Source organism: Mycobacterium sp. KBS0706, assembly GCF_005938675.2.
GTDB lineage: Bacteria > Pseudomonadota > Alphaproteobacteria > DSM-16000 > Inquilinaceae > Inquilinus.
The window spans coordinates 1-17845 of sequence record NZ_VCCH02000066.1 but is presented as its reverse complement, the minus strand read 5'-3'; the positions used below and the strand labels follow the sequence as shown (position 1 = coordinate 17845).

Here is a 17845-nt window from a genome sequence, read left to right as displayed (position 1 = left end):
GGGGCACAACCCTGGGAGAGGGCATGCGGGGGGCGGTTGCAACCGGATTCGGGCCGTGGAAGCTGCAGGTCGTGGTGGCGGCGGTGTTCGCCGTCATCGTCCTGGCGATCGCCGGCGGCCTGATCTGGTACAACAACGGCGAGGTGAGGAGGCTCGTCCGCGCCGATGCCAGCACGCGCTTCGACCGGGTGGTCGACCGGGTGCGGGACGAGTTCAAGAAGGGGCTGCAACTGGCCGAGGTGGTGCTGGACACCTCCACCCTGACGGTCGAGACCGACGTGCCGGAAGACCATCTGGGCGCGGTTATGGTCGGCACCCTGCGCGACCTGGAGAAGGTGCTGCCGGCCGCCTCCTCCTTCTTCGTCGCCTGGAACGACGGCCGCTTCGTCATGGCGCAGTCGATGGCAACGGCGCGGTTGCCGGAGGTGGAGGCTGCCGGGCTGCCCGGGGCGACCTATGTGCTCGAATTCGTCGACCGCCGCCCGGCCGGCGCGGTCGTGCGCCGGGTCGTGACCGATGCCCGGGGCGGACCGATGGGTGCGCCCGCCACGGCGTCGACCGATTTCGACCCCCGCACCCGGCCCTGGTACAGACAGGCCTCCGCCACCACCGGGGCGATCGTCACCGAGCCCTATCGCTTCGCCAACATGAACCAGGTGGGTCTCACCCTGGCGCGGAAGTCCCGGCTGACCGGCGACGTGGTGTTCGGGATCGACATCGGCCTGGCCAGCGTCGACCACACCCTGGATGATCTGCGCCGGGAGCACGGCCTCGATCTGGTGGTGTTCAGCCGGACTGGAGAGCTGATCGCCCATCCCGATGGCGTCCGCTTCCGCACCGAATTCCGGGAGGCGCGGGCGGAACATCTGCCGCTGCTGACCCAGCTGGGATCGCCGCTGCTGGCCGAACTCTACAGCAGCTTCAAGTCCATCGGCACCGGCCGGAACTTCACCGGCCAGCTCGGCGACGAATCCTATCTCGAACGCTTCGAGCTGATCGCCTCCAACATGCCCGACGTGGTGCTCGGCATTGCCTATCCCTACGACCTGGTGGTCGGGCCGGCCGATCGCATCCGCTACATCTCGCTCCTGATCGGCGTCGGCGCCACCATCCTGGCGCTCGGCATCGTCCTGGCCGCGGCGCGGGCCCTGGCGCGACCGCTGCGCCGGGTGACGGGGGATCTGGGCCGGATCATGCGGTTCGATTTCCATGGCGGCGCCCAGGCCCAATCGCGGATCGAGGAGATCCGGTCACTGTCCTCGGCGATCGACGTGCTCGGCCTCACACTGCGGACCTTCGCCGCCTACGTCCCGGGCCAGATCGTCCGCGGCATCCTCGGCCAGACGCTGGTGCCCGCGCTGGGCGGGCGGCGCCAGCCGGTCACCGTGCTGTTCTCCGATGTCGCCGGCTTCACCGCGCTGGCCGAAGGCCTGCCGCCGGAGGAGCTGATGGAGCGCACCTCGCGCTATTTCAGCGCGCTGGGGGAGGAGCTGATCGCCGGCGGCGCCACCATCGACAAATATATCGGCGACAGCGTCATGGCGTTCTGGAACGCGCCCGAGGAACAGCCCGACCATGTCCGCCTGGCCTGTCTCGGAGCGCTCAGGGCGGCGGCGCGGGTCGACCGGCTGAACGCCGAGTTCGAGGCCGAGGGCGGCGTGCCGATGCCGACCCGCTTCGGCCTGCACACCGGCGAGGCGGTGGTCGGCAATGTCGGCTCGGTCGACCGGATGAACTACACCGCGCTCGGCCACACCGTGAACGTGGCGGCGCGGCTCGAGGCGCTGGGCAAGATCCACGGCACCACCATCCTGGTCAGCGAGGCGGTGCGGCAGCAAGCGGGCGAGGGGTTCGAGTTCCGCTTCGTCGGCAACGAGGTGCCGCGCGGCGCCCGCGAACCGGTGCCGATCTACAGCCTGGTCGGTCTGCGCGAGGAGACGGACCCTCAGGGCTGAGGGCCGACATAGCGGGCGCGCGGGCGGATCAGCCGGGCGGCGGCGTACTGCTCCATCACATGCGCCATCCAGCCGACGCTGCGGCCGAGGGCGAAGACCGCCAGCGGCGCCTCCGGCGGCAGGCCGATCAGCCGGGCTGCCAGCACCAGGGCGAAATCCATGGTCGGGCGCTCGCCGGTCAGGTCGAACACGGTCTCGACCAAGGTCGCGGCGACCGCCAGCTCCGGCCCGTCCGGCAGGGTGGCGACGATGCGGTCCAGCAGGTGCTGGCCGCGCGGATCGCCGTCGGGATAGAGGGGGTGGCCGAAGCCGGGCAGGTCCTCGCCGTGCTGCAGCCGCTCCACCACCAGGCGGCGGGCGTCGGCGGCGCTCAGCACCAGCTCCAGGAAGGTGCCGGTGCGGGCGCTCAGGCCGCCGTGCAGCGGGCCGTTCAGCGCCGCCAGGCCGGCGGCGACCGCGGCATGCGGCGAGGCGCCGGTCGAGGCGGCGATGCGGGCGGCGAAGGTCGAGGCGGTCAACTCGTGGTCGGCGCACAGCACCAGGGCCCGGCGCAGCAGGTCGGCGCCGCCAATGGCTCCTTTGGACCCAGCCCCCCAGGCCTCGGCCAGATCCTCATGCGCCGGCGCGGCCGAGGCTGGGCGCCGCAGCATCACCGCGGTCAGCCAGCGCAGCAGCCGCACCCCGGTGCGCTGCAGCCCGGCGGTGGAGCGGGCGAGGGCGCGATCGTCCTCGACACCGAGCGCCGGCAGCACCGCCATGGCCCGCTCCAGCGGCGGCAGCCCCGCCGCCTGCTCGGTGATGCGCGCGGCGACGGGCGGCAGGGGCGCCACGGGCGCGGCGAAGGGGTCGTCGGCGGCGACCGACCACAGCAGCCCGGCGACGCTTTCCAGCGTCGCGCTCTCGGCCAGCCGCACCGCGTCCCGGCCGCGATAGTAGAGCCGCCCGCCGGCCACCAGGGTGATCGCCGATTCCAGCACCGGCTCGCCCCAGTAGAGCGGTGGCGGTGCGGTTTCGGGCTCGGATTTGCGGGCCAGGCGGCGGATGTCGGCGGCGGCATAGCGGCGCTGGCGGCGGCCGGGCTCGGCGATCGAGCGGATCATGCCGCGGCTGACATAGGCGTACAGCGTCGCCAGGCTGACCCCCAGCTCCGCCGCCGCCTCGCTCGCCGACAGAGTGGGTTCCTGGATCATGGGCGGGGCAGGGCGGGGCGGCCCCAACGAGTCCCCCCTCCCCTTGCGGGAGGGGGGTAGGGGGAGGGGGTTCTCTCCAAATCGACCCGACCGCTCATGTTCCCTCTCGCTCCAAAGTCTATATATTGATCGCATCTATCAAGATTGACAACCCATCGCCTCGGTTCGACCTTTTGTGCACCTGCGAAGAAGGAGGTCGAGATGACGACAGGACTGGACGGAATCATCGCCGCCGAGACGGTGATGAGCCTGGTGGACGGGCAACGCGGCGTGCTGGTGATCCGCGGCCTCCCGGTCGAGGAGGCGGCGCGGACGCTCGATTTCGAGGGCGTGCTGGCGCTGCTGTGGGACGGCTTCGCCGACACCGCCGACCTCAAGGCCCGGCTCGGCGCGGCCCGCGCCGCCGCCTTCCGCCATGTGCCGCGACTGCTGCCGGCGGCGGCCGGGCTGCCGCCGATCGACGGTCTGCGGGCGATGATCGCCGGCCTGGCCGACGACGAAGACGGCACCCCGCTCGGCCTGGTCGCCGCCATGCCGGTGTTCCTGGCGGCGCTGGTGCGTCAGGCCCAGGGCAAGGCCCCGGTCGCCCCCGACCCGAAGGCCGGCCATGCCGCCGACCTGCTGCGCATGCTGGCGGGCAAGCCGGCCGCCCCGGATCTGGCGCGGGCGCTCGACGCCTATCTCGTCACCGTGTCCGACCACGGCCTGAACGCCTCGACCTTCGCCGCCCGCGTCGTGGCCTCGACCCTGGCCGGCACCGTGGCCTCGGTCACCGCCGCGCTCTGCGCCCTCAAGGGCCCGCTGCATGGCGGCGCGCCAGGGCCGGTGCTGGACATGCTAGACGCCATCGGTACTGCCAAGGCCGCGCCCGGCTGGATCGATGCGGAGCTCACGGCCGGCCGCCGGCTGATGGGCTTCGGCCACCGCATCTACCGCACCCGCGACCCGCGCGCCGACGTGCTGAAATCGGTGGTGGCGCGCCTGTCCAGCCCGCGCATCGCTTTGGCCGAGGCGGTCGAGAAGGCGGCGCTGGCGGCGCTGCACAAGCACAAGCCGGACCGGCCGCTCGACATCAATGTCGAGTTCTACACCGCTTTGGTGCTCGACGCCGTCGGGCTCGACCGGTCGCTGTTCACCCCGGCCTTCGCCATCGGCCGCGTCGCCGGCTGGACCGCCCATATCCTGGAGCAGGAGCAGACCGGCCGGCTGCTGCGGCCCGACAGCCGCTATGTCGGCCCGCAGCCCAGCCTGGCGGCGTAGCGGCTAGACGAACGCGAAGTCGCTGGCCACCAGCGAGGCGCGGTCGACGCCGAGCAGGATCAGCTTGTCGTCGGCGTCGAGCGTGATCACGGTGCCGTCCGTGCCGTAATCGGCGGCATGGGCCATGACCTCGGCGAAGCTGGCGAACACATCGCGGTCGAACAGGACCACGTCGCCGCCCGCATGGTCGAAATCGGTGATCACGTCGCGGCCGAAGCCGGGCTGGATCACAAAGGTATCCGCGCCGTCGCCGCCGGTGATGCGATCGCCCCCGGCACCGCCATAGATCCGGTCGTCGCCGCTGCCGCCGGAGATGATGTCGGCGCCGTCGCCGCCGACCAGCCGGTCGTCGCCGGCCAGCCCGCCGAGCCGGTCGTTGCCGGCGCCGCCGCGCAGGGCGTTGGCGCCGGCATCGCCTTCGAGCCGGTCGGCGAAGGCGCTGCCCAGCAGGTTCTCGATGCCGGCATAGCTGTCCCCGGCCGCGGCGCCGGTGTTGCCGGCCGGCCGGTCGAGGCTGGCCTGCACCCCGGCAAGGCTGGTGGCGTAGCCCGCCGCGTCGATGCCGTCGCCGCCGTTCAGGCTGTCCGCCCCGGCACCACCCTCCAGCAGGTCGTCGCCGGCGCCGCCGCTCAAGGAATCGTCGCCGAGGCCGCCGGCCAGGTAGTCCTTGCCGGCGCCGCCATCGGCGATGTCGTTCGCCGCGCCCAGCAGCAGCACGTCTGGCGCGGCGGTGCCGTCATGGATCGGGGCGCCGTTCTCCTGCAGGTAGACGTCGGAGCCGTTGTTGGTGTCGCTCGCCGCCAGGGCGTCGTCGGTGGCGATGACGGTGACGCTGCCATCGGCCGTGGTGTCGGTGGCCAGCGCGCCGCTGACCGAATGCTGCCCGGTGGTGTCATCGTCGACCGTCAGCTGGCCGTCGACGGCATGCACATGGTAGCGCGGGCCGTCATATTCGGAATCGCCGCCGAGGAAGGTGTTAGTGCCGCCGTCGAGGTCGCGCAGATACCAGCCGTCGCCCATGCCGTCGGTGCTGTCCTGCCGCCACACGGCGTATTTCGCATCGTCGGTCAGGGTGACGTCGTAGGCGTCCTGCAGCACGGTGCGGTCGCCGGCCTCGGTCCGGTACAGCACCACCGGGTGGAAGGTGTAGCCCTCGGCGCCGTAATACACTTCGGAGAACCAGGCGGCCGCGCCGTTCGCCAGCATGACCGGACCGCCGTCGAACTCATAGGCGTCGCCATGGGTGCTGCCGACGCTGACGCTGGTGCCGTCGGCCAGGTTCTTCAGCGTGATGCCGTCGGCGCTGTAGATGCCGTTATAGGCATCGGCCCAGACCACCCATTGGCCGTCGCTGGAGATCAGCGGGCCTTCCCGCTCGATCGCCGGGTCGGCCGGATCGCCGGAGACGCGGCTGTAGGATTCATCCGCGCCGACCACCAGGTTCAGGGTGGTGCGGTCGTCCGGCACGCCGGGGCCGCCGGCACGCAGCACGATGGTGCCCAGCGTGGGGTCGGCATAGGCGTGCGACAGGTGGATCGAGCTGCTTCCCGGCTCGACCTGGTAGAGCTGCAGCGGCGAGCCGTCGCCCCAGTTGACCACGAGCCTCGTCGCCCCGTTCAGGGCGACGTCGAGGCCCAGATCCTGGCCGTCGGTCGGGTCTGGCGCATAGGCGACATTGGTGATGAGCGGCATTTGAACCCTCCGGAATGGGAATCGGGTTCACGTCCTCGCAGACGGGCGAACCTCCAATCTCTCCCTTTTTGGGAAAGTTATCAGATCGCCGCGGGATCGGACATCCGGGGTGGAGGTTCCGATCGAAAAAGAAGGTTTCGTTCGCTTGTGACGAAGAGCGGGCGAAGATTCCATTGCGACCCCGGACGTGAAGCCTGGCTGCACCTGGACATCGATGCCGGGGAAGGGCAGGGGAAGCTGGCGGATGCGGTGCTCCGGCGTGGGGCGGATGCGGCCGCGGCCCGGGCACAGCGCCCGCACCGGGCAGCTGCCGCAGCGCGGCCGCCGGTCGGTGCAATGGTCGTGGCCCAGGCGCTTGACCAGCCAGTGATGCCGTTCGATCCGGTCATTGTCCCAGTCCGGCGGCAGCATCGCCAGCAGCGGCTCATGTGCCGCCTCGGCGCTGGCGCGGCGCGAGATCAGGCCGAGCCGCTTGGCGATGCGGTGATGGCCGGTCGACACCGGCAGGGCACGCAGCCGCAGCCGGCTGAACAGCAGCACGCACGCGGCCGTCTTCGGCCCGACGCCCGGCAGCGTCCGCAGCCAGGTGGTCGCGTCCTCGACGCCGAGCCCGGCCAGGAAGTCCAGCTCCAGCCCGCCGCGCGCGGCCTGCAGCGCCCGCAACGCCTCCTGCAGGGTCTGCGCCTTGCGGTCGGGCCAGGTGGTGCGGCCGATCAGCCGCTCGACCACCGCCGGGTCGGCGTCGAGCAAGTCCTGCCAGCGGGGGAAGCGGATGCGCAGCACCCGATGGGCGGCCAGCGCCACCTCGTCCCGGGTGCGGGCGGACAAGAGGGCCAGCACCAGCACCTCGACCGGGTCCGGATACAGCCAGCGCGGCGGCGGCCCGAAGGCGGCGGCCAGGGCAGCATCGATCCGGATCAGCCGGGCGGTGGCAGGCATGGGTTCGACCATGCCAGTAAGTTAGAACAAATCGGGAACCAGAGCGAGTCGAATCACGGGATGGACAGGGTCTCTCAATCCAAAACCGTCATGGCGAGCCCCGCGGGGGCGTGGCCATCCCAGCGGCACAGGCCTCTGGATGGCCACGTCGCTTCGCTCCTCGCCATGACGGCTTGGGGGCAGCCGTATCAGCTCACCACGCCGTATACCCGCCATCCGGCCCCAGGATCGCGCCGGTGAAGAAGCCGGAGGCGTCGGCGGCCAGGAACAAGGCGGTGGCGGCGATCTCCCAGGGCTCGCCGCAGCGGGCCATCGGCGTCATCTCGATCCACTGGTCGTACCATTCCTTCTTGGTGCGGCCGGCCAGGGTCATGTCGGTGGCGATGTAGCCGGGGGCGATGGCGTTGACCCGCACCCCGTGCGGCGCCCATTCGCAGGCCAGCGACTTGGTCAGCAGGTGCACCGCCGCCTTGCTGGCGTTGTAATGCGCCTGGCCCTGCGGCTTGTTGACGATGATGCCGGACATCGAGCCGATATTGACCACGCTGCCGCGCTTCGCCGCCACCATGTGCTTGCCGAAGGCGCGGGCGCACCAGAAGACGGCGTTGACGTTCAGGTCCATGACCTTGCGCCATTCCTCGTCGCTGGTCGCCAGCGCGTCGCTGTTGCGGGCCATGCCGGCGTTGTTGACCAGCACGTCGACCCGGCCGAGCCGGGCCTGGACGTCGTCGGCCGCCTTGGTCACGGCGTCGGGGTCGGTGACGTCCAGCTTGATGAACTCGCCGCCCACGGCCTTGGCGGTGTCGGCGCCGATATCCGCCAGGATCTCGGCCACCACCACCTTGGCGCCGGCCTCGGCCAGCGCCTCGCAGGTGGCCCGGCCGATGCCGCGGCCGCCGCCGGTCACCACCGCCACGCGTCCGGAAAGGTCGAATTTCTCGCGGTACATGGTCCTCTCCATCACATCGAAAAAGCTAATTCGGAATCAGATCGACCGCCCGGTCGGCGACCGCCAGCACCGGGGCGTTGGTGTTGCCGCTGGTCACCCGCGGCAGGATCGAGGCGTCGATGACGCGCAGCCGCTCGACCCCGCGGACGTTGAGCACGCGGTCGACCACCGCCATCGGGTCGCCCTCCGGCCCCATGCGGCAGGTGCCGACCGGGTGGTAGTTGGTCTTGACCGTGCGCCGGCAATGCGCCGCCAGGTCCTCGTCGCTCACAGTGGCGTCGCCCGGAAAAATCTCGCCGGTCACCATCCGCCCCACCGGGTCGGCCGCCAGCACCCGGCGGGCGAAGCGCAGCCCAGCGACCGACAGGCGCAGATCCTCCGGGTCGCCGAAGAAGGCGCAGTCGATCAGCGGCGGGTCGGTCGGGTCGGCCGAGCGCAGCGCCACCGATCCGCGCGCCTTCGGCCGCATCAGGCAGGCGTTCAGCGTCACCCCGTCGGTCGGCGCCACGCCGGTGACGTCGCGGTCGAGATAGACGGTCGGCACGCAGTACAGCTGCAGCTTCGGATCGCTCTGGTCGTCGCCATCCGGGTCGATGAAGGCGCAGGCCTCGACGCCCGTCGTGGTCACCGGCCCGGTCTTGAACAGCAGATATTGCAGCCCGGCCAGGACCATCGGCAGGCCGCGGTCCTGGCCGAAATAGCCATAGGCGCCGTTGGTGGCGGCCACCACCGGCACCTCGTGATGGTCCTGCAGGTTGGCACCGACGCCGGGCAGGTCGGCCTTGACCTGGATGCCGTGCCGGGCCAGCGACGCGGCCGGGCCGATGCCGCTGAGCATCAAGAGCTTGGGCGAGGCATAGGCGCCGGCGGCCAGGATCACCTCGGCCCCCGTCGCGCGGCGGGTCTGGCCGTCCTGGATGTAGTCGACGCCGGTGGCCCGGCCGCCCTCGACCAGGATGCGGGTGACGACGGCGCCGGTCTCGACCGTCAGCTTCGGGTCGCGCAGCACCGGGGCCAGGAAGGCGGCGACGGCGCTGCAGCGGGTGCGGGTGGCGGCGTCGATGGTGTGCTGCATGAAGCCGACGCCGGCCTGCTCGCCGCCGTTGAAGTCCGGCCGGTAGGGCACGCCCATGCCCTGCAGCGCCTGGACGAAGGCGCGGCTCATCGCGCAATGCTGGCCGAGATGCGAGACCTTCAGCGGCCCCTCGGTACCGTGGAACGGCGCGCCGAGATGGTCGTTGCCCTCCTGCTTGACGAAGTACGGCAGCAGGTCGGCCCAGCCCCAGCCGGAGCCGCCGCCGAGCTCGGCGTCCCAGCCGTCATAGTCCTGCGGCCGGCCGCGCATATAGACCATGGCGTTGACCGCGCTGCCGCCGCCCAGGAGCTTGCCGGTCGGGATGATCGGCGCGCGGCCGCCCAGCTGCTCCTGCGGCACGGTCTGGTTCAGGGTCAGATAGGTGTCCTGGTTCAGGAACTTCATGTAGCCGGCGGGCATGTCGAGCAGGCGGCTGCCGCGCCGCCCCCCGGCCTCCAGCAGCAGCACCCGGGCCCGCCGCTCGGTCACCAGCCGGCTGGCGACGACGCAGCCCGCGCTGCCGCCGCCGACGACGATGAAGTCGTAGCCTGGATTCACTTCACCGCCCCGAAGGTCAGGCCGCGCACCAGCTGCCGCTGCGACAGCCAGCCCAGCACCAGGATTGGCGCGATGGCCAGCGTCGAGGCGGCGGAGAGCTTGGCCCAGAACAGCCCCTCCGGGCTGGAGAACGAGGCGATGAAGGCGGTCAGCGGCCCGGAATCCGGCCCGGTCAGGTTGATGCTCCAGAACGCCTCGTTCCAGGCCAGGATGATGGTCAGGAGCGAGGTCGAGACGATGCCGGGCAGGGTGGTGGGCAAGAGGATGTACAGCATCTCCTGCCACGAGGTGGCGCCATCCACCCGCGCCGCCTCCAGGATCTCGCGCGGATAGTCGCGGAAATAGGTGTACAGCATCCACACCACGATCGGCAGGTTGACCAGGGTCATCAGCAGGACCATGCCGACGACCGAGTTCAAGAGGCCGAGGTCGCGGAAGCCCATATACATCGGCACCAGCACGCCGACCGCGGGCATCATCTTGGTCGACAGCATCCACAACAGCGTGCCTTCGGTCCGCTTGGTCGGGAAGAAGGCCATCGAATAGGCCGCCATGCCGCCGATCACCAGGCACAGCAGGGTCGAGCCGAAGGAGATGTACACCGAGTTCAGGGCATAGCTGAAATAGTCGATGCGCGAATTGACGGCGGCGTAGTTCTCCAAGGTCGGGGTGAAGAAGATCGACGGCGGGGTGGTGAAGGCGTCGATCTCGGTCTTGAAGCTGGTCAGCACCATCCAGCCGATCGGGAAGAACAGGATCAGCCCGACTGCCCAGCCCAGGATGGTGACGCCGACCGCCTGCCGCGCGCTGCGTTGAATGGCCATGGCTCAGCCCCCCTTGCGCAGGGTGCGGGCCAAGGCGCGCACCAGGAAGAAGGCGACGATGTTGGCCAGGATCACGGCGATCACGCCGCCGGCCGAGGCGCCGCCGACATTGAACTGCTGCAGCCCGTTCCGGTAGACGAGATAGGTCAGGGTGGTGCTGGCGGTGCCTGGCCCGCCATTGGTGGTGACCAGGATCTCGGCGAAGATCGACAGCAGGAAGATGGTCATCACCATGATGACGACGCCGATGGCGTGCATCAGATGCGGCAGCACGATGAAGAAGAACATCGCGATCGGCCCGGCGCCGTCGATCCGCGCCGCCTCGCGCTGCTCATGGTCCAGCGACTGCAGCGCGGTCAGCAGGATCAGGATGGCGAAGGGCAGCCATTGCCAGGCGACGATGATGATGATCGCGGCTAGCGGCGCCTGGCTCAGCCAGTCGATCGGCTCGAGCCCGACCGAGCGCGCCACCCAGGTCAGCACGCCGGAGACCGGATGCAGCATCATGTTCTTCCAGACCAGGGCGCTGACCGTCGGCATGACGAAGAACGGCGCGATCACCAGGACGCGGACGATGCCACGGCCGGGGAAGGGCTGGTCCAGCAAGAGCGCGATCAGGGTGCCCAGCACCACGGTGATCGCCAGCACGGCGCCGACCAGGATCAGCGTGTTCTGGATCGCGTCCCAGAACGCCGGGTCGCCGACCAGGTAGATGTAGTTGTTCAGCCCCGCGAATCCGCGCCGCGCGGGATTCATCAGGTTGTAGCGCAGGGTCGAGAAGTAGATCGTCGCCGCCAGCGGCACGAAGGTCCACAACAGCAGGACCGTGACCGATGGGGCGAGGAGCAGCTGCGCCTTGCGCCGGGTCGAGGCGATGGCGGCCATGGCGTGCGTCCTTTCTCTTGACGATGCGCAACAGGCGCGGGGGTGGGGAGTCTAGACCCAATCCTCCCCCGTCATCCCCACGAAAGCGGGGATCTCGTCACGGAGGAACCGGCGGGAGAGTCCCGCTTTCGCGGGAATGACGGTGGGGGGAAGGGAAGCCCGGAGACCCCGCAGGATCTCCGGGCGACAAGTCTGAGGCCCCTACTTATACCCGCCCTGGGTCACCGCCCGGTCGGCGGCTTCCTGCGAGGCCTTCAGCGCCGCGTCGACCGTGACCGAGCCGGCGAGGGCGGCGGCGATCTGCTGGCCGACCTCGGTGCCGATGGCCTGGAACTCCGGGATGCCAACGAACTGCACCCCGGTGTACGGCACCTTCTCGACCGTGGCGTCGTTCGGGTCCGCGGTCTCGATCGCCTTCAGCACGAAGGACGCGAAGGGCGCGGCCTTCTGGTACTCGGGGTTGGCGTAGGTCGAGCTGCGCGTGCCCGGCGGGACCACGGTCCAGCCGTCGCTCTTCGCCACCGCCTCGATATAGGGCTTCGACGTGGCCCAGGTGATGAACTTCTTGGCGGCGTCCGGCGACTTGGTCGATTTCGGCACGGCCAGGGCCCAGGACCACAGCCAGTGGTTGCCCTTCGGCGACTTGGCGATCGGCGCCTGGGCGAAGGCGACCTTGTCGGCCACCGTCGAGTCCTTCGGGTTGTACAGGTAGCCGGCGGCCGAGGTGGCGTCGATCCACATCGCGCATTTGCCGCTGGCGAACAGCGCCCGGTTCTCGTTGTGGCCGTTCGACGGCGCGCCCGGGGGGCCGTAGTTCTTCAGCAGGTCGACATAGAAGGTGATGGCTTCCTTCCACGCCGGGGTGTCGATGGTCGGGTTCCAGTTCATGTCGAACCAGGCGCCGCCGAAGGTGTTCACCAGCGGGTCGACGAAGGCCATGTTCTCGCCCCAGCCCGGCTTGCCGCGCAGGCAGATGCCGTAGATCTCGTGCGAGGGGTCGTGCAGCTTGGCCGCGAACTCCTTGATCTGCTCATAGGTCGGCTGGTCCGGCATCTTCAGCCCGGCCTTCTCGAACAGGTCCTTGCGGTAGAAGGTCATCGAGCTTTCGGCATAGAAGGGCAGGGCGTACAGCTTGCCCTCATGCGAAAGCCCGTCGCGCACCGGCTTCAGCACGTCGTCGAGCGCGTAGTCGGCCGGCAGGTTGTCGATCGGCAGCAGCCAGTCCTGGCCGCCCCAGATCGGCACCTCATAGGTGCCGATGGTCAGCACGTCGAACTGGCCGCCATTGGTGGCGATGTCGGTGGTGACGCGCTGGCGCAGCACGTTCTCCTCCAGCACCACCCAGTTCAGCGCGATGCCGCTCTCCTTCTCGAAGTCCTTCGACAGGCGCTGCATGATGATCATGTCGGCGTTGTTGACCGTGGCGATGGTCAGCTTCTGCTGCGCCATCGCCGAACCGGACGCGAGCAGCAGCGCCAGCGCGCCGGCTCCGGCCAGGGCCTTGCACATCTTCCAGGGCATGGGGGCCTCCTCGGGTTGTTCCTCCAAAGCCGCGTCTGTCGCGGTCTCGCTCTCTTCCGGCGGGAAGCCTACGCCGATTTTGCGGCGGGCGCCTGACGGTCGATCGGACAGTTTGTGATTCTGCTCAACCGATGAACAGATGTTCATGCCGCAGCCGCCCGGAGTCAAGCGGAGAGGTACGGGGCGGTGCGCGAAGGCGCGCAGCGGCGACCGGTCGCGCTCCCCTGGCGCGGCCCGTGCTTTGCGCTACTCTCGGTTCGGGAGCGACCGAGGGGAGTGTGCCTGGAATGACGACCGACCAATCCGTGCTGAACCGGATCGAGAAGCTGGTGGCGGAGGAGGAGCGGCTGTGGTCCGGCGGCCGTCCGAGCGACCCCGAGCTGAGGCGGCTGAAGGAGATCCAGGTCGAGCTCGACCGCGCCTGGGACCTGCTGCGCCAGCGCCGCGCCCGCCGCGAATTCGGCCAGGACCCCGACGACGCCCATCTCCGCCCCGCCGGCATCGTCCGCACCTACCGCGACGAGTAGGGGCGCGAGGGCGGTCGCGGCGAGCGGGCGGACCGCAACGAGGGGCGGGGCCGCGGCGAACCGGGGACAGGAGAACCGGGAGGGTGAAGGAGAACCCGATGCGGAGATGGGTCCTGGCCGCCTGGCTGCTGCTGGGCGCGGTGCCGGCTGTCGTGCCCCCGGCGGTCGCGGCCGAGGCGCCGCCGGCGCTGCAGCCGCCGGGCGCGCGGCTGCTGTTCACCGCCGAGGCCTCGGGCGTACAGATCTACAAGAGCGTCGCCGAGCCCGGCGGCGCGCCGCATTGGGTGCTGCAGGCGCCGCTGGCCCGGTTGACCGGCGACGGCGGCCGGATCGCGATCTTCCACTATGCCGGCCCGTCCTGGGAGGCGGCGGACGGCAGCAAGGTGGCGCACGACCCGGCGGTGCCGGTGGTCTCGGCGCCGGCGCCCGATCCGGCCGACATTCCCTGGCTGCTGGTGGCGGTGACGGACGACCCGGCGCCGGGCCTGCTGGCGCGGGTGACCTATGTGCAGCGCCTCGCCACCCATGGCGGCGCCGCCCCCGCCGCCCTGCCGGTGCGGCCGGACACGCTGGTCGGCGTGCCCTACACCGCCACCTACGCCTTCCTGGCCCGGGCCCCGTAGACCCGCCTCCGCCCCGCCGGCATCGCCCGCACCCGACGAGTGAGCCGGCGCCACCCCCTCACCCGAAATCGCAGCGCGATTTCGACCTCTCCCCAAGGAGAGGTGCAGGAAGCGCGGCCCCTTGTTCCCTCTCCTCGGGGAGAGGGAGGGGCCCGTCGCGTTGGCGACGGGAGGGTGAGGGGGCGGCCCCGCCGTCAGACGACCAGAGCGGCTGGAATGCACCGGCAGTTGTTCCCCTCTCCTCGGGGAGAGGGAGGGGCCCGTCGCGTTGGCGACGGGAGGGTGAGGGGCGGTCCCGCCGTCAGACGATCAGAACGGCTGGAATTCGCTGGCGTGAGTCGGATGGCGGTGGCGTCGAGACCCGGCGCGCAGCGGACGTTGGTCCGTGAGCACCGGAAGCGGAGACGCCGCCGTCAGGCGGCCACGCCAGGTGAATTATGAAGCGGGCCGGGCCGCAGCCCAGATCTCGTGCGCGCCATCCCACATCATGACGACGGCGACATACAGGATGATCAGCAGCCCGACATAGGCGATCCAGCGGTGGCGGTGCAGCAGCCGGGCGACGAAGTTGGCGGCCAGGCCCATCAGCGCGACGGAGAGGGCGAGGCCGACGATCAGCACCTCGAGGTGGTCGCGCGCGGTGCCGGCCACGGCCAGCACGTTGTCGAGCGACATCGACACGTCGGCCAGCACGATCTGGGTGACGGCCTGGCGGAAGGTCTTGGCCGGGGGCAGGCCGGGCTCGGTGTCGCTGTTCTGCGCCAGCGCCGCGGCCTCGGCGGCGTGGTCGGCGCGGATCTCGCGCCACAGCTTCCAGCACACCCACAGCAGCAGGATGCCGCCGGCGAACAGCAGGCCGACGATCTGCAGCAGCTGGGTGGTGAACAGGGCGAAGACGATGCGCAGGCCGGTGGCGGCGACGATGCCCCACAGGATGGCGCGGCGCCGCTCCTCGGCGGCCAGCCCGGCCGCGGCCATGCCGACGACGATGGCGTTGTCGCCCGCCAGCGCCACGTCGATGATCACGACCTGGACGAGGGCGGTGAGCTCGGCGAGCGATAACCAGTCGGGCATGGCGGGGTCCGATGCAGAGGAAGTCCGGAGCGGCCGAGGGCCGATGCCGATTTAACGCAGGATGGAGGGGGAGGGAACCCAGGACAGTGAAGCGCAGCCTGTAGGATGGCCAGCGCAGCTGGACTGCTTAACCCGGCTGGCCGCCGGCACCTCGGGTAAGGCGATCAAAGGTGCCCTCGACCTGTCGGTAACTATATGCCCCAGTCGGCGTCCCCCAAGCTGCGTGTGAACAGCCACACCAAGGCGGTGGTAACGGCTTATGCGCTGAGGCCGATCGGGGATGGAGGGGGGCATTGGGTGTTGGTCTGTGGTGCGAATCCATTCATGGTGCTACTAGAAAGCTTCGTGTGATCACGAAGGGCCAGATCCGGGAAAGCATCAGTTTCACCATGAGCGAAGCGCCGCACGATTCAAGAAGTATCGGTAATCTCATGCTTGACGAAGCGGATCGTGTGGGGATCAGCGTTACTAACCTTGCTCTTCAGAAGCTTCTCTACTTCGCTCACGGTATCTTTTTAAATGAAACAAAGAAGCCTCTGGTCAGCGGTTACTTTGAAGCATGGCAATATGGTCCGGTTCACCCTGCCGCCTACAAGGCATATCGGTTGGCAGGCAGTGAGGCAATTCTATTTCGCGCACGAAGCCAGGATGTGCTGACGGGCGAATCAAAGCCCATTTTGGAGCCCGACAGCCCGGCCGTGAGGCGACTCGTCCAGCAGGTTCTAAACTCATATGGCAAGCTGTCTCCAGGCAGACTCGTCGATATTTCGCACGCAAAAAACTCACCCTGGGACTTCATAGTGGACAAAGGGCGAACATCTGTTGCGCTCGGGCTTCGGATACCAGATACTGTTATCCTCGACCGCTTCAAGTACCATAAGGTGTCTATCGGAGCCGTCCCAGTCGCTGGAGAACCGAGTGAAGATACGCCCTTTACCTGACATCGACCTTGCCCGCATCGCCCCTCTGCCCGAAGTGATGCAGCGAAAGCAGCTTGAGCAGATTCGATACGGGCGGCCGCCGTTCTCGTACGGGCCGTTGCGCAGCTGCTTCCATGATATCTTCAACGTGCAACCTGAAATGTTTGGCCGGGTCGCAGCCACTGAGTGGTCTGTGATCGAGGCGCTGTTAGGACGGAAATGCACGTCGGAAGAGGAATTGCAGGCGAACCTTTGTGTCGCCAGAGGCCTATATGAGTTTGCGACGGCATCGAAGCTACTTGGGCGTGCCCAGGAGTTCTTCTCTCTCGCCATGGGCACAGGACGGAAGGTCGTCTACTGGCTCCCGATGGTTCTGTCCCTTGACGGTCGCCCTACCGTGCCATTCATTGATCCGCGCCGATCACGCGGCCTAACTCGGGAGGCGCGGCGTTTTGCTTTCTCGATGATGCACGAACGCATCCGCGCTGCGGATCCTGACTATGAAACCGTTCGTTTTGCGATCTTTCAGTTTGGGGACGTGAACGGCGGTCAGCGTGATCCCATCCTTCATACCGATGACGGACTTGAGCTTTTCTCTCTCGATCAAATGGAATCGATGGTCAACGTGACCTACGAGCTTTGGCGCGAAGTATGCGAGGAACGGGATATGGATGCGCGTCGGAAAGCCACGGGGACACGCGGGCCGTTAATCTAGGCGACGCTCAACCTAATGCGAATTAGGCTAACAGAGCAGTTTTGGTACGCTCCCGCTTTCACTCACCTCGGAGCGATGGTGCGGTGTCCCGCTTAATCCATGTGCCTCTGTCGCAGTATTCTTAGGACTGTGTCAAACGTGATCCACAGACGACCGAGTGATTGCAAATGGGGGGCTCGTGATGAATCTTACAATTGAGAATTCTGAAGAGTTACAGATCCGATGCCGTCAGGATATCTTTGAAGGATTCGAATGAGGTAATTGCTTCGTCAAGTAGTCCTCTAGATTCCAGAGAAACAAATAAGGCGCAAGATCTGGCCTGACAATTTACAGATTTCTCCGGATTGAATTCTATATCTGTAAATCCGTCGATTTTGGATAGTCGCCTTAGCCAATTACGCTCCGGATATATCGCATTAATATAAAGCCAATCGTAAAATATGGTTGGCGGTGTGAGTGGAAATATTTCCTCTTCAAAGGAGAAGTGCAGAAGTTTTCCAGATTCACGAAGTCGTAAATCGCGCTTGGCGCTGCGCGGGTCCAAATGAAATATATCAGTAAATGGTCCTCCTTTTTCAAACACCTTGCTACCTTGAAATGCGGATTCTAGTGAAACAAGGTATCCAGAAACTTCAATTTTTTGATGAAAGGCGCTAAGTCTCCGACCGATTTCTCTTTCAGATTTGCTGGAAATTTCTAGAATATACTGCAAGCCACGATCGGACGCTGCCTGATGTAAGGCAGAAATATTTTTGCGTTTTTGGGATGGCGCCATTCCGGGTTGCCAGCGAAACGCAATTGATACCTCTGAGACCAAGCGCCTTCCACTTTTGAGCGGCACAAAAACTGGTCGTTCAGCCATTTGGAATATTCAAAATCATATTAATCGGGACAATCTTCGGCACCAGTATCTCGTATAGTTTGGCGGAATTCAGACGTGCCTTCACTTCGCTATTTTTCCAGTCGGTACGGGTGTAAATAACGTCGAGATCGATCTTGTCGAGCATTGTCGAAGGCGGTTCTCTAATCGCGCCGCTCTTGTTGGAGACTTCACTAGTCACTAGGACGCCTGTGGCCTTGATAACGCAAGGGTTAATCCTCAGGAAGACCGTATCAGATACCCGTTGTTCCTTTCTAG

General features: G+C 67.6%; 17 protein-coding genes. 6 read left to right on the top strand and 11 right to left on the bottom strand.

The window, feature by feature from the left end; translation table 11 throughout:
* Positions 1-23 precede the first annotated feature (23 nt).
* On the top strand, positions 24-1955 hold the full coding sequence (locus FFK22_RS28640; protein ID WP_138891404.1) for an adenylate/guanylate cyclase domain-containing protein: 1932 nt from the start codon (positions 24-26) through the stop codon (positions 1953-1955).
* Here FFK22_RS28640 and FFK22_RS28635 read toward each other — a convergent pair.
* Entirely contained in the window at positions 1946-3145 is a 1200-nt protein-coding gene (locus tag FFK22_RS28635) for a citrate/2-methylcitrate synthase (RefSeq protein ID WP_138891403.1), read from the bottom strand. The genes FFK22_RS28640 and FFK22_RS28635 overlap by 10 nt on opposite strands.
* 201 nt (positions 3146-3346) lie before the next feature.
* Between FFK22_RS28635 and FFK22_RS28630 the strand changes: the two genes are divergently transcribed.
* A complete protein-coding gene (locus FFK22_RS28630; protein ID WP_138891402.1) occupies positions 3347-4405 on the top strand; it encodes a citrate synthase/methylcitrate synthase in 1059 nt (352 codons plus the stop codon).
* 3 nt (positions 4406-4408) lie between these two features.
* On the opposite strand, the gene FFK22_RS28625 is transcribed toward FFK22_RS28630, so the two are convergent.
* The 7 genes from FFK22_RS28625 to FFK22_RS28595 form a co-directional block, all read right to left on the bottom strand.
* Entirely contained in the window at positions 4409-6097 is a 1689-nt protein-coding gene (locus FFK22_RS28625) for a calcium-binding protein (protein ID WP_138891401.1), read from the bottom strand.
* 27 nt (positions 6098-6124) lie between these two features.
* Positions 6125-7036, bottom strand: a complete 912-nt coding sequence (nth, locus tag FFK22_RS28620; RefSeq protein ID WP_186002704.1) for an endonuclease III — start codon at positions 7034-7036, stop codon at positions 6125-6127.
* Between the two features lie 193 nt (positions 7037-7229).
* Positions 7230-7985 (bottom strand): SDR family NAD(P)-dependent oxidoreductase, encoded by a 756-nt coding sequence (locus FFK22_RS28615; RefSeq protein ID WP_138891399.1) that lies wholly within the window; start codon positions 7983-7985, stop codon positions 7230-7232.
* Positions 7986-8010: 25 nt separating this feature from the next.
* The gene (locus tag FFK22_RS28610) at positions 8011-9618 is read right to left on the bottom strand and encodes a GMC family oxidoreductase (protein WP_138891398.1); all 1608 of its coding nucleotides are present in this window, start codon (positions 9616-9618) and stop codon (positions 8011-8013) included.
* Entirely contained in the window at positions 9615-10442 is an 828-nt protein-coding gene (locus FFK22_RS28605) for a carbohydrate ABC transporter permease (RefSeq protein ID WP_138891397.1), read from the bottom strand. Before FFK22_RS28605 ends, FFK22_RS28610 begins: the two co-directional genes overlap by 4 nt.
* Positions 10443-10445: 3 nt before the next feature.
* Complete coding sequence (locus FFK22_RS28600) at positions 10446-11327, bottom strand: carbohydrate ABC transporter permease (RefSeq protein WP_138891396.1); 882 nt, start codon at positions 11325-11327, stop codon at positions 10446-10448.
* A 201-nt stretch (positions 11328-11528) separates the two neighbouring features.
* Entirely contained in the window at positions 11529-12848 is a 1320-nt protein-coding gene (locus FFK22_RS28595) for a sugar ABC transporter substrate-binding protein (RefSeq protein ID WP_138891395.1), read from the bottom strand.
* A 287-nt stretch (positions 12849-13135) separates the two neighbouring features.
* Between FFK22_RS28595 and FFK22_RS28590 the strand changes: the two genes are divergently transcribed.
* Both FFK22_RS28590 and FFK22_RS28585 read left to right on the top strand, forming a co-directional pair.
* Entirely contained in the window at positions 13136-13375 is a 240-nt protein-coding gene (locus tag FFK22_RS28590; protein WP_138891394.1) for a DUF2630 family protein, read from the top strand.
* A 98-nt stretch (positions 13376-13473) separates the two neighbouring features.
* Positions 13474-13998 carry a DUF3455 domain-containing protein gene (locus FFK22_RS28585; RefSeq protein WP_138891393.1) on the top strand — a complete coding sequence of 175 codons (525 nt, stop codon included), beginning with the start codon at positions 13474-13476 and terminating at the stop codon, positions 13996-13998.
* Between the two features lie 435 nt (positions 13999-14433).
* Here FFK22_RS28585 and FFK22_RS28580 read toward each other — a convergent pair whose 3' ends face one another.
* Positions 14434-15072: a TerC family protein gene (locus FFK22_RS28580; RefSeq protein WP_138891392.1), complete on the bottom strand. Its 639-nt coding sequence runs from the start codon at positions 15070-15072 to the stop codon at positions 14434-14436.
* Positions 15073-15365: 293 nt separating this feature from the next.
* Here FFK22_RS28580 and FFK22_RS28575 point away from each other — a divergent pair, with 293 nt between their 5' ends.
* Together FFK22_RS28575 and FFK22_RS28570 are read left to right on the top strand one after the other, a co-directional pair.
* Entirely contained in the window at positions 15366-16013 is a 648-nt protein-coding gene (locus FFK22_RS28575) for a Panacea domain-containing protein (RefSeq protein ID WP_221938934.1), read from the top strand.
* Complete coding sequence (locus FFK22_RS28570; RefSeq protein ID WP_138891391.1) at positions 15991-16707, top strand: hypothetical protein; 717 nt, start codon at positions 15991-15993, stop codon at positions 16705-16707. Before FFK22_RS28575 ends, FFK22_RS28570 begins: the two co-directional genes overlap by 23 nt.
* Before the next feature lie 211 nt (positions 16708-16918).
* Here the strand turns inward: FFK22_RS28570 and FFK22_RS28565 are convergent, their stop codons facing one another.
* Positions 16919-17569, bottom strand: coding sequence for a hypothetical protein (locus FFK22_RS28565; protein ID WP_138891390.1), 651 nt, complete (start codon positions 17567-17569; stop codon positions 16919-16921).
* Positions 17562-17845: DarT ssDNA thymidine ADP-ribosyltransferase family protein (locus tag FFK22_RS28560; protein ID WP_143956884.1), on the bottom strand; the 284-nt coding region annotated here is incomplete at its 5' end. The genes FFK22_RS28560 and FFK22_RS28565, both read right to left, overlap by 8 nt.

What these genes read in the sequence shown, in the direction of transcription:
- FFK22_RS28640 (WP_138891404.1), top strand. Translation starts at nt 24, where the DNA reads ATGCGGGGGGCGGTTGCAACCGGATTCGGGCCGTGGAAGCTGCAGGTC.
- FFK22_RS28635 (WP_138891403.1), bottom strand. Translation starts at nt 3,145, where the DNA reads ATGATCCAGGAACCCACTCTGTCGGCGAGCGAGGCGGCGGCGGAGCTG.
- FFK22_RS28630 (WP_138891402.1), top strand. Translation starts at nt 3,347, where the DNA reads ATGACGACAGGACTGGACGGAATCATCGCCGCCGAGACGGTGATGAGC.
- FFK22_RS28625 (WP_138891401.1), bottom strand. Translation starts at nt 6,097, where the DNA reads ATGCCGCTCATCACCAATGTCGCCTATGCGCCAGACCCGACCGACGGC.
- nth (WP_186002704.1), bottom strand. Translation starts at nt 7,036, where the DNA reads ATGCCTGCCACCGCCCGGCTGATCCGGATCGATGCTGCCCTGGCCGCC.
- FFK22_RS28615 (WP_138891399.1), bottom strand. Translation starts at nt 7,985, where the DNA reads ATGTACCGCGAGAAATTCGACCTTTCCGGACGCGTGGCGGTGGTGACC.
- FFK22_RS28605 (WP_138891397.1), bottom strand. Translation starts at nt 10,442, where the DNA reads ATGGCCATTCAACGCAGCGCGCGGCAGGCGGTCGGCGTCACCATCCTG.
- FFK22_RS28600 (WP_138891396.1), bottom strand. Translation starts at nt 11,327, where the DNA reads ATGGCCGCCATCGCCTCGACCCGGCGCAAGGCGCAGCTGCTCCTCGCC.
- FFK22_RS28595 (WP_138891395.1), bottom strand. Translation starts at nt 12,848, where the DNA reads ATGCCCTGGAAGATGTGCAAGGCCCTGGCCGGAGCCGGCGCGCTGGCG.
- FFK22_RS28590 (WP_138891394.1), top strand. Translation starts at nt 13,136, where the DNA reads ATGACGACCGACCAATCCGTGCTGAACCGGATCGAGAAGCTGGTGGCG.
- FFK22_RS28585 (WP_138891393.1), top strand. Translation starts at nt 13,474, where the DNA reads ATGCGGAGATGGGTCCTGGCCGCCTGGCTGCTGCTGGGCGCGGTGCCG.
- FFK22_RS28580 (WP_138891392.1), bottom strand. Translation starts at nt 15,072, where the DNA reads ATGCCCGACTGGTTATCGCTCGCCGAGCTCACCGCCCTCGTCCAGGTC.
- FFK22_RS28565 (WP_138891390.1), bottom strand. Translation starts at nt 17,569, where the DNA reads ATGGCTGAACGACCAGTTTTTGTGCCGCTCAAAAGTGGAAGGCGCTTG.